The sequence below is a fragment of the Streptosporangium sp. G11 genome (assembly GCF_051192615.1).
GTDB lineage: Bacteria > Actinomycetota > Actinomycetes > Streptosporangiales > Streptosporangiaceae > Streptosporangium.
Genome location: NZ_JBPJUQ010000041.1, coordinates 23,301 through 36,879 on the forward strand (window position 1 = coordinate 23,301; position 13,579 = coordinate 36,879).

At 71.2% G+C, this 13,579-nt stretch carries 12 protein-coding genes; 4 read left to right on the forward strand and 8 right to left on the reverse strand.

Annotated features, from left to right (window positions below; translation table 11 throughout):
* Positions 1-192: 192 nt before the first annotated feature.
* The 3 genes from ACSDR0_RS30675 to ACSDR0_RS30685 form a co-directional block, all read right to left on the reverse strand.
* Entirely contained in the window at positions 193-1,551 is a 1,359-nt protein-coding gene (locus ACSDR0_RS30675; RefSeq protein WP_435292387.1) for an ABC transporter substrate-binding protein, read from the reverse strand.
* 449 nt (positions 1,552-2,000) lie between these two features.
* Positions 2,001-2,750, reverse strand: coding sequence for a YcnI family copper-binding membrane protein (locus tag ACSDR0_RS30680; RefSeq protein ID WP_435292388.1), 750 nt, complete (start codon positions 2,748-2,750; stop codon positions 2,001-2,003).
* A 42-nt stretch (positions 2,751-2,792) separates the two neighbouring features.
* A complete protein-coding gene (locus ACSDR0_RS30685) occupies positions 2,793-3,317 on the reverse strand; it encodes an MFS transporter (RefSeq protein ID WP_435292389.1) in 525 nt (174 codons plus the stop codon).
* Positions 3,318-3,448: 131 nt separating this feature from the next.
* On the opposite strand from ACSDR0_RS30685, the gene ACSDR0_RS30690 reads away from it, so the two are divergent.
* Positions 3,449-3,925, forward strand: coding sequence for a hypothetical protein (locus ACSDR0_RS30690; protein WP_435292390.1), 477 nt, complete (start codon positions 3,449-3,451; stop codon positions 3,923-3,925).
* 135 nt (positions 3,926-4,060) lie between these two features.
* Here ACSDR0_RS30690 and ACSDR0_RS30695 read toward each other — a convergent pair whose 3' ends face one another.
* The 5 genes from ACSDR0_RS30695 to ACSDR0_RS30715 form a co-directional block, all read right to left on the reverse strand.
* A complete protein-coding gene (locus tag ACSDR0_RS30695) occupies positions 4,061-5,605 on the reverse strand; it encodes a sensor histidine kinase (protein ID WP_435292391.1) in 1,545 nt (514 codons plus the stop codon).
* Complete coding sequence (locus ACSDR0_RS30700) at positions 5,602-6,432, reverse strand: helix-turn-helix domain-containing protein (RefSeq protein ID WP_435292392.1); 831 nt, start codon at positions 6,430-6,432, stop codon at positions 5,602-5,604. Before ACSDR0_RS30700 ends, ACSDR0_RS30695 begins: the two co-directional genes overlap by 4 nt.
* A 432-nt stretch (positions 6,433-6,864) precedes the next feature.
* Positions 6,865-7,614, reverse strand: a complete 750-nt coding sequence (locus ACSDR0_RS30705) for an ABC transporter ATP-binding protein (protein ID WP_435292393.1) — start codon at positions 7,612-7,614, stop codon at positions 6,865-6,867.
* A gap of 3 nt (positions 7,615-7,617) precedes the next feature.
* Positions 7,618-8,406 carry an ABC transporter permease gene (locus ACSDR0_RS30710; RefSeq protein WP_435292394.1) on the reverse strand — a complete coding sequence of 263 codons (789 nt, stop codon included), beginning with the start codon at positions 8,404-8,406 and terminating at the stop codon, positions 7,618-7,620.
* Positions 8,407-8,535: 129 nt separating this feature from the next.
* Positions 8,536-9,318 carry an ABC transporter permease gene (locus ACSDR0_RS30715; protein WP_435292443.1) on the reverse strand — a complete coding sequence of 261 codons (783 nt, stop codon included), beginning with the start codon at positions 9,316-9,318 and terminating at the stop codon, positions 8,536-8,538.
* A 246-nt stretch (positions 9,319-9,564) separates the two neighbouring features.
* On the opposite strand from ACSDR0_RS30715, the gene ACSDR0_RS30720 reads away from it, so the two are divergent.
* The 3 genes from ACSDR0_RS30720 (at position 9,565) to ACSDR0_RS30730 (ending at position 13,552) form a co-directional block, all read left to right on the forward strand.
* Entirely contained in the window at positions 9,565-10,785 is a 1,221-nt protein-coding gene (locus ACSDR0_RS30720) for an alpha/beta hydrolase (protein WP_435292395.1), read from the forward strand.
* Positions 10,786-11,039: 254 nt separating this feature from the next.
* A complete protein-coding gene (locus ACSDR0_RS30725) occupies positions 11,040-12,653 on the forward strand; it encodes a serine/threonine-protein kinase (RefSeq protein ID WP_435292444.1) in 1,614 nt (537 codons plus the stop codon).
* An 83-nt stretch (positions 12,654-12,736) separates the two neighbouring features.
* A complete protein-coding gene (locus ACSDR0_RS30730) occupies positions 12,737-13,552 on the forward strand; it encodes an ABC transporter ATP-binding protein (protein ID WP_435292396.1) in 816 nt (271 codons plus the stop codon).
* Positions 13,553-13,579 lie beyond the last annotated feature (27 nt).

Sequence of the window (13,579 nt, forward strand, 5' to 3'; positions counted from 1 at the left end):
CCGCCCCGCCCGGGGACCGTCCCGGGCGGGGTACCCGCGGCCCGTGGGTTCCACGGTGAGGTCACCGTGAGGCCGTCCGGCCCGCGGAGGTCGTCGTCGCGCCATCGGGCCGACGCCGCACGGGGCCTCCCCTCCCGCGGCCACCACATGTCTCCGATGGTGTTTCCGGCCGTGGAGGCGCCGGTGGAGAACTCATGGTGCAGGGGAGACTTTGAAGCCCTGCCGTCGCGCGTAGGCGCCGATCCGCGACTGCCAGGCCCTCAGGCCGGCGTTGAGGTCGGTGGCATTCGAGAACGACCGGCCCACGCTGTCGCCGAAGACACTGTTGGCGTAGAGCTGGAACGGCAGGTAATGCCAGCCCTCCGCCACCTGCGCGGAGCCCTTGGCGAACAGCCTGTTGGCCCGCTGGCCGCCCAGGATCGGGATCTTGAGGTCGAGGAACTCCCGGCTCCTCATCAGCTCGGTCGTCGCGGGGAACACTCCGGAGACGGTGCTCAGCGACCTGACCGCCTCGGGGTCGGAGTTCAGCCACCGGGCGAAGCCGTAGGCGGCGAGCGGGTGTCTGCTCTCCGAGAGCACGGACACGCCGGAGCCGCCGTTCTCCGCGTTGACCGGCTTTCTGGCGTCCCAGCCGGGGAGGGGCGCGGCGCGCCACCTGCCCCCGGTCCACGGGATGGCGCCCTCCATGACACCGGGGGCCCAGGCGCCCGTCAGCCACAGCGCGTACCTGCCGCCGGCCATGTTCCGCCACCACGCGCCGTTCCAGCTCGCGGCCGGTTCGACGAGCTTCTCCCGGGATAGTCTCGTCCACAGCCTCGCCCACCGCCTGGCACCTTTGTCCTGCAGGTCGATCCGGATGGTCGTGGCGTTCTCGATGGCGAACGGCCGCCCGCCCGCCTGCCAGATCAGGCTGTCGGTGGTGCCGGGGTCGGTCGGGTCGACGCTGGTGATGAAGACGCGGGGGTCTCTCTTTCTGATCTTCTCGGCGACCGTCACGAACTCGTCCCAGGTCCTCGGCGGTCTCAGGCCGAGCCGGTCGAAGACGTCCTTGCGGTAGATCATGGTCATCGGGCCGGTGTCTTGCGGGACCGCGTAGACGTTGCCGTTGAGGTCCACCTGGTTCCAGGCCGAGGTGCTGAACCTCCCCTTCAGCTCCTCCGCGCCGTAGACGTTGAGGTCGGCCACGAAGTGGGAGAACGCGAAGCGGGGCAGCGCGAAGTACTCGATCTGTGCCATGTCGGGGAAGCCACGGCCCGCCTTCAGCGTCGTCCTGAGCCTGGTGTACTCGGTTTTGGACTGTCCGGCGTTGACCAGGTTGATCTTGATCTTGGGGTATTTACGCTCGAACAGCGCCACCGTCTTTTCCATGTTGGGGACCCACGACCAGAACGTCAGCGTGGTCTCGGTCCGCAGGGCCCTCTCGATGTCGGCGGCTCCGATCTCCGGTGCCGGAGACTGCGGGCGGGGGGCAGGTGGCTCGCCGCAGGCCGCCAGGATGAGCAGGGCGAGGAAGACCGCGGTGACCGAGGCCGCGCGGGTGGTGGGCCGCATGACGGGAACCTCCATGAGGAGCGGTGGAACGTTGCCCGGCGGTGAGGGGCGACGACGAAACCGGTGGTGCCGCGGGAGAGGGCGGCGAGGGAACGGCGCGGGTGGCACAGCGCGACGGACATACGGGTAGAACGCTGCCCTGAGCTGCAAACATTTCCGTGACCCGCGGCCGGTCTCCCTGTCTCGTGGCGGGTCGGTGCCGCAGTGAAAGGCCGGGAGGGCTCGTGACGCGGCGCCCTTGCGCTCCGCTCCGCGAGGAGAGGGGGAGGCGGGCTGTCGCGGACGGCGGCGGAGAACGCGGAACGGCCCCGGGAAGCTTCTCGGGGCCGTTCCGCGTGATCGGAGGAGGGGGGGAGGGCCGGAAGACGGTCGCCAGATGATCAGAAGGTTGGTCGGGAGGCGGCCGCCGGGCGGTCGGAAGGTGATGGGAGAGGCGGTTGCCGGGCGGGTCAGGAGGCGCGACCGCGGCGCGGGCCGAGCGCCCCGATCACGAGCCCGACGAGCCCGAGTACCAGCCCGGCCCCGCCGAGCAGGCGGGCGGTGCCGTCCGAGCTCTCGGAGGAGGAGGCGGCGACGGGAGCCACCGACGGCGCCGACGACGCCGGAACCGCGGCCGAGGGGGTGGCGGAGGCGGAGGCTCCGTGGCCGTCTCCCTCGGCGGAGGCGGGGGTGAGCTTCAGCGTCGGGGCCGGGCGCTCGGGCTCGGAGCCGTCGGCCTTGGGCTCGTCCGCCCACTTGACGACCTCGCCGCCGCTGTAGGTCTGGGTGGCGGGGAAGACGAGCTGGTCGGTGTCGGTGGGCAGCGCGCCCATGGACACCTCGAACTCCTGGAACTGGCCGGGATCGATCTTCCCGCCGGACCAGGTGATCTTCGTGACCGCCTCGGTGAGCTCGCCGTACTCGGTGGTGATCGGCTTGGGCAGCTTGCCCTCGACCACCTTGACGTCCCAGCCGGGCACCGGCTTGACCGAGACGAAGGCCAGCGGGTGGTCGGTGGGGAAGGTCACCTCGAGCTTGGTCGTCGAGGCGTCGTCACGCTCGTTCGGGACGCGGAAGGCGACCTTGGTGAAGCCGCCCTGCTGGGCGCTGCCGGGATTGATGGTGACGTGGGCGAGAGCGGGAAGGGCGAGGCCGAGAGTGAGGGCGGTGACACCCGCGGTGAGGGCGGCCAGACGGCGGCAGGCATGCGAAAGCGACATGGGGGTTCTCCACTTAGAGGTTTGCTGGTTTCCGGGGCCGGGTCAGCGGGCGGGAAGCGGAGGACCGCGCCGGCTGACGGAGTGACGGAGGACGGCACGCGGGGAAACGGGCGTGACCGGGGCGTACGCGGGGCGCGACGGGGCGGCGACGACCGCCGGGGCCCGCAGCAGCGGGAACACGGCGCAGAGACGGCGGCCGGCCGAACGGAGCAGCGCCCACAGGGTGCTCTCGCCGCGGGCCAGCCACCATCCGGTGATCAGGGTCGCGGTGAGATGCGCGACGAGCATGCCGAGGCTCTCGCCCAGCCCCCTGACGTGCGGGTGCGAAGGTGGGAGCCCCGCCGCGCCGCCGAGGGCGAGCACCTCGTGCAGCGACAGCTGCAGGGTGGCGAGCCCGGCGCTGATCGTCACCGTGGATCGCTCCCGTCCCGCGAGCAGCGCGGCCATCGCCATGACCGCCGCGCCCGCCGCGGCCACCACCCACGGCCGCGGCCACGAACCGCCCGCGGCCACGTGGCCCAGGACGGAGAGCGCCAGGCAGACGGCCGAGAAAGTGGCCGCGCGCATGAGGCGTAATGGGAGACAGGCGCGCATGGTGACTCATATGTTCTCACGCCCCCTTGGTATCTGCCGTTTTGAAGTTTTTGTCGCTATGGTTGCCGCGACCGTGGCAGGTCCTTCAAGCCGAGGTGGTGGCGATGCGGCACGTCGTTGGGGTGCTTGTCGGACTGGTCGTGGCGGCCGTGCTCCTCTTCGGCGCGGGCTGGGCCGTGCAGGAGGCGGGGGCGAGCCTGGTTCCCCTCCCTGCGGAGAGCGGTTCGAAAACCTGGATCGCCCTCGGGGTGATGGCCGGCATCGGCCTCCTGATCGGCCTGGTGGTCGCCGGCCGTGTCTCCCCGCTCGCGACCTTCGTCCCGTCGATGGTCCTGCTCGCCTGGACCGTCGTCTACGCCCTGGACGTCAGGCGCGCCATGGGCCTGGTCCCCGACGACCCGACCTTCCACCAGGTGCTCCTGCAGGCCGGTCGTGGCATGGGCCTGCTGCTGACCACCGGTGTCTACGCGCTCCTCGGCATCCTGCTGTTCCTGCCGGTGCTGATGCCCTCCCGCTGGGCGCCGCGGTTCCGGGGAGACGAAGGGGAGTACGAGGAGTCCGACGAGCAGGGCTACCGCTGAGTTTCCGATCACCGGATCCCATGTCCGTCACCTCGGTCACCCCCGTACCCGCCGCACCCGTCGTCGCCGGGGCGTCACCGCCGCGCGGTGACCCCGGTCATCCCCGTACCCGCCGCACCTGTCGTCGCCGGGGCGTCACCGCCGGTGGTGACCGGCCCAGCCGACCGGGTCCTTCTCGCCGATGCTCTCCTCGCCGGCGCCCTTTTCGCGGACGCTCCTTTCACCGGTGCCCTTCCCGCCGATGCCTTCCTTACCGGAGGACTCCTTGCTGGCGGGTTCCTTGCCGGTGGTCCGCCTGGAGGGTGGGAGGGCCTTCCCCGTACCGCCGGGCTGAGCCTCCGGATCGCTTCCGGGTGGCCGCGTGTCCGACAGCGGGAGCCGCAGGACGAACCGGGCACCTCGCGGGGAGTCCTCGATCAGCAGGGTTCCCTGGTGGGCGTGGGCGATGTCGCGGGAGATGGCGAGGCCGAGCCCGCTGCCGCCGGAGTCGCGCAGACGCCCGTCGTCCAGGCGGGTGAAGCGTTCGAAGACGCGCTCGCGGTCGGCGGGCGCGACCCCGACCCCGTCGTCGACCACGGCCACGACGGCCTTGCCGTCCGCGAGGCCGACGGAGACCCCGACACAGCTGTTGGCGTGCCGTCGCGCGTTGCTCAGGAGGTTGCCCACCACCCGGATCAGCTGGATACGGGAGCCGCGGACCCACACCTGGGTGGCCGCGTGGACCCGTACCGGCATCCCGGTGCCCTGGGCCGCCTCCTCCGTCACGAGGGCGCCGAGATCGATCAGCTCCTGTGGCGCGGGGTCGGCGGCGCGCAGCCGGGCCAGTTGCAGCAGGTCGTTGACGATCGCCTCCAGCCGGCCGCTGGCCGTCAGCGCCCCCCGGATGGTCTCGCGCGGATCGGTGTCGTCGGGGTAGAGCAGTGCCTCCTCCAGTTGCACGCGCAGGCCCGCGATCGGGGTCCTGAGCTCGTGGGAGGCGGTGGAGGCGAAACGGCGCTGCTGCTCCACGGCCTCCTCCAGCCGTGCCAGGGTCTGGTTGGCGGTGCGGGCGAGCAGCGCGATCTCGTCCTCGCCCGAGGGGATGGGCACCCGTAGGCTCAGGTCGCTCACCGTGATCTCGGACATCCGCGCCCGGATCGCCGCCACCGGCCGTAGCGTTCGTCCCACGACACACCAGGTCATCCAGGCCGCGAGGGCCAGGAGAATGAGGGCACCCGCGCTGATGAAGTACTCCAGGTGGTGCTTGTGCAGGATGGCGGGCTCCTCAAGGCCCGCGTAGACGACGGGGGAGTCGGCCGCCGGGGAGACCCGGATGGCCATGACCATGAGGGATCCCTCGGTCAGCTGCTGGAACCGGTCGTCGGGCGGGGGGCGGGTGGAGCTTATCGGCGCCATGTCCATGGCCTGCCTGCTGGAGTTCAGGACCACGCCGTGGGCGCTCACCAGCTGGACGAGGTCGACCGGGGCGGTGACGGGGATCGGGTTGGGGATGCTGCCGATCCGCACCAGCGCGCTCCACTGGCTGGCGACCCGCTCGGTGTTGCCGAAGACGTCGTCCTGGATCCGGTAGCGGATCGCCATGTCGATGCTCGCTCCCACCAGGGCGAGGATGACCAGCAGCAACGCCGTCGTGATGATCGTGTAGCGCGCTTGGATCGAGCGCAGGCGCGACCCCTTCATGGCGACGTCAGCGCCGCGAGGCTGCCCAGCAGGTCGAGGGCGTGAGCGGAGGGGCTTCCTGGCTCCGCCTGGAAGACGATCAGCTTCTGGTTGAGGGCGCCGTTGATGTTGAACAGCTCGTACGTGAGCGTCAGGTCGCCGACGTCACGGTGGTGGAAGCGCCTGGTCGCGACGTTCTCGGTGGACACGTCGTGGCGCGCCCACAGGCGGCGGAAGTCCGTGCTCTTGAGCGAGAGCTCGCCGACCAGGTCGGTCAGGTACGGATCGTCCAGGTCCGCGCCCGAGAGGGCGCGCAGCTGGGCCACCTTGGAACGGGCGGATTCCTCCCAGTCGCGGTAGAACCGGCGGGAGGCGGGGTTCAGGAAGATCAGCCGGAGCAGGTTGTCCCTGTGGTCCAGCCCGTCGTAGAGGGCGTCGGCCATCTGGTTCGAACCCAGCACGTCCATCCAGCGGCTGGTCACGATCGCCGGGGTGTAGGGCCAGCTCCGTATCAGCCGCAGCAGCGCCGGTTTGACCTGGCCCGGCTGGTCGGGGGCTCTGATCTGCCGTGGCCTGGGGTGCGCCAGGTCGTGCAGGTACGCCGTGGCGTCGGCACTGAGGTTGAGGACCTGACTGAGGGCACCGAGCACTCGATCGGAGGGGTGACGTTCCCGTCCCTGTTCCAGGCGGATGTAGTAGTCGGTGCTGACACCGGCCAGCATCGCGACCTCTTCCCGGCGCAGCCCCGGTGTCCGCCGGGAACCCGACGGCAGGAGGCCCACCTGCTCAGGGGTGATGAGTTCACGCCGGGCGCGGAGGAACTCACCTAGGAGTTTGTCGCTGTCCATAGGGATTACGGTATGTCAGAACCCATTTGACAAGGTGGCAGTGTCACTCCCACGAAAGCCCCTCCCACCTTGAAGAACGCCCTGCTCGGAGGCACTTTTCCGGGGCCGTTGCCGATGATCCGATTGCCCGTCCCAGCGATCACTCGGCCTTTCCGGGCCGCACTTTACCTATGCCCTCCCGATGGCATTTTCGGCCATATGTAGGGGATCCCACAGGTAAAGAGAGAAGTGGAACGCCTCCCGGAGGCCGGTTTTGTGTATGGAGGAGACAGCTCGGGTCAAGGTGGCTTCAACCCCTCGCCGGGGAGTCTCCCGGTGCCCCCGTGGCGATCATCAGATGTGATGAACATCACATTTGCTTTGGCGGGTATTCGGAGTAAGTCCCCTCGGGAGCCGGGCGGGTGGTGTAAGGCCCGGTGCCGGGGCCGGAGGTCAGCCGGAGTAGAGGCGGGCGACCACCTCCTCCATGGAATCCTCCCCGGGGGCGGTGGCGCGCAGGTCGTCGAGGGTGCCGTCGAAGGCCAGGCTGCCGTGGTCGATCAGCATCACGCGGCGGCAGAGCTTCTCGATGTCGCCCATGTCGTGGGTGGTGAGCAGGACGGTGGTGCCCCGGTCGGCGTTGAGGCGCCGGAGGAAGTCGCGCATGGCGGCCTTGCTGACCACGTCCAGGCCGATCGTGGGCTCGTCGAGGACCAGCACGGCGGGGTCGTGCAGGAGGGCGGCGGTGATGTCGCCGCGCATGCGCTGGCCGAGGCTGAGCTGGCGGACGGGGGTGGTCATGAAGTCGTCGAGGCCGAGGAGTTCGGTCAGCTCGGCCAGCCTCCGCCGGAAATCCGGCTGATCTACTTTGTAAAGGTGCCGGACCAGCTCGAAACTGTCCCGCAGCGGCAGGTCCCACCACAGGGTCGTCCGCTGGCCGAACACCACCCCGATCCTGCGCGCCAGCGTCGTACGGCGACGGGTCGGATCGAGCCCGGCCACCCGGATGCTGCCCGAGGTCGGGGCCAGGATGCCGGTGAGCATCTTGATGGTGGTGGACTTGCCCGCGCCGTTGGGGCCGAGGTAGCCGACGAACTCCCCGGCCTCCACGGTGAACGACAGGTCCCGTACGGCGTGCACGGTCTTCTTGGTCCTGCGGCGGCCCACGGTGAACGAGCGGCCGACCCGGTCGAGTTCGATCATGTGTCAACTTCCCGTCGAGCGATAGCGGCGGATGCCCGCCCGCCAGGCGAGGGCGGCGACGGCGGCCAGGGTGACGGCCGCCAGGGGCGAGGCGAAGCGGAGCCAGTACGGCAGGCCGAGGGGGTCGTCGCGGTCGAGCACGAACAGCGCGGGCTGCCAGTTCACGAACGCCAGCGGCACGACGAAGGTGACGCCCTTGACCATCTCGGAGCCGTAGACGCTCAGGGGGTATTGGGTGAGGGTGCCGCCTCCGTAGGTGAAGGCGTTGGCCACCTCGGGGGCGTCGGTCAGCAGGAACTGCAGGGCCCCGCCGAGGGTGAAGATCGCGGTGAAGATGACGAGCCCGCAGACGACCATCAGCGGGATCATCCAGGCCCTGTTCCAGGAGAGGCCGAGCTGGGGCAGGGCCAGGGCGAGCACGACGGCGGCCTGGGCCGTCCTGCCGAAGCGGTGCACCCCGAAGCGGTCGACGGCCATCTGCGTGAACGCGCTCGCCGGGCGGATCAGCATGGTGTCGAAGCCGCCGCTCCTGACCTGCTGGCTGAGCCGGTCGACGTTGCCGAAGAGCATGTCGGCCAGCGCGAAGGACAGGCCGGCGGTGCCGTACAGGAACATCACCTCGGTCAGCGCGAAGCCGCCGAGCGACTCGGTGTGCTCGAAGATCACCCAGATCGCCGCCACGTCCAGCGCGTTGACCACGAACGAGCCCAGCGTCATCATGATCAACGACCCCGGGTACTGCGCCGAGGCCCTCAGCCAGGTCCAGGCCAGCAGGAGGTACGTCCTCACCATCGCGCACCCCCCACGGCCGTCTCCCTCCGGCGTCCCCGTCGCCCGCCCCGCCCGGCCGCCTCTCCCCGGCGTCCCCGTGGTCGGCTCTTCTCGACGGTCCCGCGCGCGGCGGGCCCGTCCTCGTGGTCGTCATCCACCCTGGATCACGACCTTCCTGCGGGCCGCGCTCGTGGCCAGGGCTCCCAGGGCCAGCAGCGCCACCGCCCACGCGGCCTGGAACCCCAGGGCCTCCAGGATGTCGCGCTTGCCGAGGTACAGGTCGGCGGGGACCTGGACCATGGCCGACCAGGGGAGCGCCTCGGCCAGGGTGCCGAGCCAGCCGGGGAAGAGGTTGAGGGGCAGGACCATGCCGCTGAAGAAGAAGGTCATCACCAGCGACATCGTCTGCACCCCCCGGTCGTCGATCACCCAGCAGGCGGACAGTGCGACCAGATAGCGCAGGGCGAAGCTGACGACCACCGCGAGGACGAAACCGGCCGTGAAGGACAGCCAGGTCAGCGGGTCGCCCGGTACGACGAGGCCGAACAGCGCGGCGCCGACGGCCGTGGGCGGCAGGCTGCGGACGAGGAAGAGGTAGGCGGCCCGGCCGAGGTCGTCGGCGAGGCTCCACATCTGCAGGGACGCGGGGCGGAGCAGGTCGAGGGCGACGTCTCCGCTGCGTACGCGCTCGGAGAGTTCCAGGCCGCCGCCGAAGACCTGCATGGGGCCGATGAAGGCCTGGCTGAGGAAGCAGAAGGTGACGGCGTCGGCGAGGTCGTACCCGGCGAGGCCGGGCCGGGCCTCCCACAGGGCGATCAGGACGTAGGCGCGGAGGATGCCGAAGACGGTGTTGGTGAAGGCTCCGGCGATGGCGGCGGCACGGTAGGTGGAGTGGCGGCGGAAGCCGTAGCCGGCGATGCGCGCGTAGAGCAGGAAGGCTGCCTCCCGGAAGGTGTCAGGAAAACCCTCCTATCCTCGTAGGCGCTCCGGGGAGAGGCAACGGATTTTCGGCGGCCCCCCCGGGGGCGGGCCGGGGCTCCAGGAGCGGTCGCGTTGCGTGTACGGGCGTGATCGGAGAGTGACCTATACCTGCGTGATACTTATTTGTAATCTCTCTGACATGTCCAATCGCCGATAGAAGCCCATTCTGGGGGGAATGTCCTTTTGTGGAGGTCCCCCATGCGCGACGAGATCAATATGGACGTCAGTCCGGCCTATCCCTTCAGCTGGCAGGCCGCGACCCTCAACGCGATCATGCGTGGCACCTTCAAGCCCATCTCCGACCTGTTGCTGAGAAACGACGTCGGCTTCGCCGCGGCCTCCCGCATCGTCGCGCTGGCGGGCAGGGTGCCGTTCCGCCTGCCCGTCCACGTCCAGGTGACCCCCGACGAGGCCGGGCCGTGCCCGGGGGAGTGGGTCCGCGCGGGGGAGGAGCTCGACGAGGGCAAGGTCCTGCTCTACTTCCACGGCGGGGGCTACTTCGCCTGCTCCCCGGCGACCCACCGGCCGATCACCTGGCGCCTGTCGGCCGCGGCCCGGCGCCCGGTGCTGGCGGTCGACTACCGTCAGGGCCCCGTCCACAGGCCGGCCGAGGCCCTTGAGGACGGAATCGCCGCCTACCGATGTCTCCTGGGGCGGGGGTACGACCCCGCCGACATCGTCTTCGGCGGGGACTCCGCCGGAGGCCACCTCACCCTGGCGACGCTCCTGGCGCTCCGCGACCGGGGCATGCCGCTGCCGGCCGCCGCCGTCTGCCTCTCCCCGTGGGCGGACCTCACCGGCGCGCCCCGCAGGGTCAACCGGCTGCTCGACCCGATGATCCCGGCGGGACGCGTCGAATGGCTGGCCCGCCGCTGGACCGCGGGTCTCGACCCCCACGACCCCCTGCTCTCCCCGGTACTCGGCGACTACACCGGCCTGCCCCCGCTGATGGTCGTCACCGGCTCCACCGAGGTCCTGCGCGACGAGGGCCGCCGCGTGGCCGAGCGGGCCCGCGCGGCCGGGGTGCCGGTCACGTACGAGGAGTGGCCCCGCATGCCGCACGTCTTCGCCATCCTCGCCGACGTCGTCCCCGAGGCCCGCCAGGTGTATTCGCACATCGCCCGCTTCCTCGCCGCGGCCCAGGACCTCCTGCCCGCCGGTGACGGCTCGAAGCGGAGCCTCGCGATGCCGGATCTGGCCGCGTCGGATCTGTCGGATCTGTCGGATCTGTCGGTACCTGATCTCGCCGTACCTGATCTCGCCGTACCGGACCTTTCCGGGCCGGATCTCGCGGGGCCGGATCTTCTCCTGCCGGGCCTTCCCGTCCCCGGTCTTCCCGCGCCGGGCCTCGCCCCCGAGGACGCGGCCGCTCCAGTTCTCCGGAAGCGGGCGAGGCGCCCCGGTTCCGCCGCCGCCTGAGGCGTACCGAGTCGTACCCCCGCGAGACGCGGCGCGGGCTTCTCCCGCTGGTCACACCGTCCCGCCCCGCCCCAACGGCATCCCTCACACCACGGATTCCTTACCCTGAGGGATCATTCGCCTTACCTCTCATATCCCTTCTGGCCGGTCGGGAGCGAAGAACGCTCAAATCCCGCCACAGTGTGCTTGCCGGTAGCCCGCGCACGAGAGGCTCAACGAGGATGGCACGTGGGGGAGCAGGTCCTGTGAACGGCATGCCGACCGGTGTGCGGCCGCTGACCGTCGGGGACCCGGTCATCATCGGCCGCTACCTTCTGCTCGGCCGCCTCGGAGTGGGCGGGATGGGCATCGTCTATCTGGCCGAACACCCGCAGGGCGGGGTGGTGGCGCTCAAGACGCCGCACCCGATGCATCTCAACGATGCCACGCTCCGCGCCCGTTTCGCCGAAGAAGTGCAATTCTCCCGGAGAGTGGTGCCTTTCTGCACCGCCGCCGTGATCGAGGACGGCACCGACAAGGACCGCCCCTACCTGGTCTCGGAGTACGTTCCCGGCCCCGCCCTGTCCCAGGTGGTCTCCGCGCACGGCCCGCTCACCCCTGATCTGGCGTACGGCGTCGCCCTGGGGGTGGCGGCGGCCCTGGTGGCGGTGCACAAGGCGGGGCTGGTCCACCGCGACCTCAAGCCCGGCAACGTGCTGCTGTCGGACACCGGCCCCCGGGTGATCGACTTCGGCATCGCCAGGGACGTCGACGTGCTCGCCGCGCACACGCAGGCGGGGCAGGTCATGGGCAGTCCCGGCTGGGTCGCCCCCGAGCGGCTCACCGGCGGGCTCGCGCTGCCCGCCTCCGACGTCTTCGCCTGGGGCTGCCTGATCGCCTACGCGGCCACCGGCCATCACCCCTTCGGCGCCGGAGAGGCGGACGTGCTGACCCGGCGCATCCTGGTCGAGCCGCCGAGGGTGGCCTCGGTGCCCGCGCTGCTGCGCCCGGCCGTCGAGGCGTCCCTGGCCAAGAACCCGGCCGAGCGGCCCAGTGCCGCCGACCTGCTCGGCGCGCTGCTCGCCGCGGGAGGCGTGGGCGACCCGTGGGACCTGCGCGAGGCGGTCGCGGAGGTGCTGGCGGAGATCTGGACACCGGTGCCCCACACCCCGCGGGCGGGGAGGGTACGGCTCGCGGCCCTGCCCTCGCCGTATTCGTCGCCCTCCTCACTCCACGACGAGCCCTCGGTCCCCGTGGAGATCTCCGGCAGGGGTTCCCGCAGGGCCCCGCGCAAGGGCGCGCACCTGTCGCAGGCCGGCTTCGCGGCGCTGGCCACGGTCTCCATGGCGGCCGTCACCGTGGCCGCCGCGACCGGCGGCGGCGGGTCCGGCCCGGCCGCCGGCCCCGGCGTCCCCGAGCCGGTGCCGCTGGTCCTCCCGGCCGAGGGCACCCCCTCCGGCTCCATCTTCCACCCCGGCACCCGCCCGCTCCCCGACAGGCCGCGGGTGCCGTCGCCGACCACTCCCTCCACCGTTCAGATCACCACCACCAGGACCATCTCGCTGCCCACCGCGGGCCTCGACGGTCATGACGGCCGTGACGGCCGGGAGGATCCGGAGGCCGAGCGCCCCGGCGGTCCCCGCGGCTCCGGCGACTCGCCCGACGACGGCGACGACCCGCGGGACTGCGCGGACGCGACCGCCAAGGGCAAGGGCAAGGGCAGGGCCGGGGACTGCCCGACGGCCTCGGGCAACCCCAAGCCCTCCTTCACCCAGATCCCGCAGACCGGCGACGGGGAGAGCCCGTCCCCGACACCCACCGCCCCCGCCCCCTCTGGGACGACCATCACCCCGCAGCCCACCCCGGGTCCCTCCATGCAGATGGGCTGAACCCCGCTTTTCGGATGATTCGCGGGAGATATCGGTGCATCGGTTAAAGTGAGCGCCGCGAATCGAGGCGGAGGGGGATACCGATGGGCGAGTCTGTGCCCGGTGCGGTGGAGCTGAGCGGCGTCGGGGTCCGGGTGGTCGGCCGTACCCTGCTGGACGACATCGGCTGGCGGGTCGGATACGGAGAGCACTGGGTGGTGCTCGGGCCCAATGGCGCGGGGAAGACCACGCTGCTGTCGCTGGCCGCCGCCGTGCGCCATCCCACCGAGGGGACCGTCACCGTGCTCGGCCAGCGGCTGGGCCGGGTCGACCTGCGGGAGTTGCGCCGCCACCTCGGCCTCGTCGCGGCCAGCCAGAGGCTCGTCGACGAGGAGTTGCTGGAGGAGGAGGGCGCCACCGCGCACACCGTCGTCCTGACCGGCCACACCGGGAGCAGCGCCCCGCTGTGGGACCGCTACGGCCCCTCCGAGCACGAGCGCGCCCACCATCTGCTGGCCGACATGGGCTGCAAGGACCTCGCGGACCGGCTTTTCCGCGTCTGCTCCCAGGGGGAGCGGGCCCGCGTCCGCGTCGCCAGGGCGCTGATGGCCGACCCGGTGATCCTGCTGCTGGACGAGCCGTTCGCCGGTCTCGACCTGCCCGCGCGCGAGGACCTGATCACCGCCGTGGAGGACCTGGCGGCGACCCGCCCGGCGCTGACCACGGTCACCGTCACCCACCACCTGGAGGAGGTCCCGGCCACCACGACCCACGCCCTGCTGATGCGCGACGCCCGGGTCCAGGCGGGCGGGCCGGTGGAGGAGATCCTGACCGCGGAGAACCTGTCGGAGTGCTTCGGGCGTCCGCTGCGCGTCGACCACCTCGACGGCCGCTGGTCCGCCCGCGCGGTACGCGGCTGAAAGCCCCGCGCGGCCTTCGAGGCCGCG

Excerpts from the sequence above, each read along its gene's own strand:
- ACSDR0_RS30675 (WP_435292387.1), bottom strand. The coding sequence starts at position 1,551 with ATGCGGCCCACCACCCGCGCGGCCTCGGTCACCGCGGTCTTCCTCGCC.
- ACSDR0_RS30680 (WP_435292388.1), bottom strand. The coding sequence starts at position 2,750 with ATGTCGCTTTCGCATGCCTGCCGCCGTCTGGCCGCCCTCACCGCGGGT.
- ACSDR0_RS30685 (WP_435292389.1), bottom strand. The coding sequence starts at position 3,317 with ATGCGCGCGGCCACTTTCTCGGCCGTCTGCCTGGCGCTCTCCGTCCTG.
- ACSDR0_RS30690 (WP_435292390.1), top strand. The coding sequence starts at position 3,449 with ATGCGGCACGTCGTTGGGGTGCTTGTCGGACTGGTCGTGGCGGCCGTG.
- ACSDR0_RS30695 (WP_435292391.1), bottom strand. The coding sequence starts at position 5,605 with ATGAAGGGGTCGCGCCTGCGCTCGATCCAAGCGCGCTACACGATCATC.
- ACSDR0_RS30700 (WP_435292392.1), bottom strand. The coding sequence starts at position 6,432 with ATGGACAGCGACAAACTCCTAGGTGAGTTCCTCCGCGCCCGGCGTGAA.
- ACSDR0_RS30705 (WP_435292393.1), bottom strand. The coding sequence starts at position 7,614 with ATGATCGAACTCGACCGGGTCGGCCGCTCGTTCACCGTGGGCCGCCGC.
- ACSDR0_RS30710 (WP_435292394.1), bottom strand. The coding sequence starts at position 8,406 with ATGGTGAGGACGTACCTCCTGCTGGCCTGGACCTGGCTGAGGGCCTCG.
- ACSDR0_RS30720 (WP_435292395.1), top strand. The coding sequence starts at position 9,565 with ATGCGCGACGAGATCAATATGGACGTCAGTCCGGCCTATCCCTTCAGC.
- ACSDR0_RS30725 (WP_435292444.1), top strand. The coding sequence starts at position 11,040 with ATGCCGACCGGTGTGCGGCCGCTGACCGTCGGGGACCCGGTCATCATC.
- ACSDR0_RS30730 (WP_435292396.1), top strand. The coding sequence starts at position 12,737 with ATGGGCGAGTCTGTGCCCGGTGCGGTGGAGCTGAGCGGCGTCGGGGTC.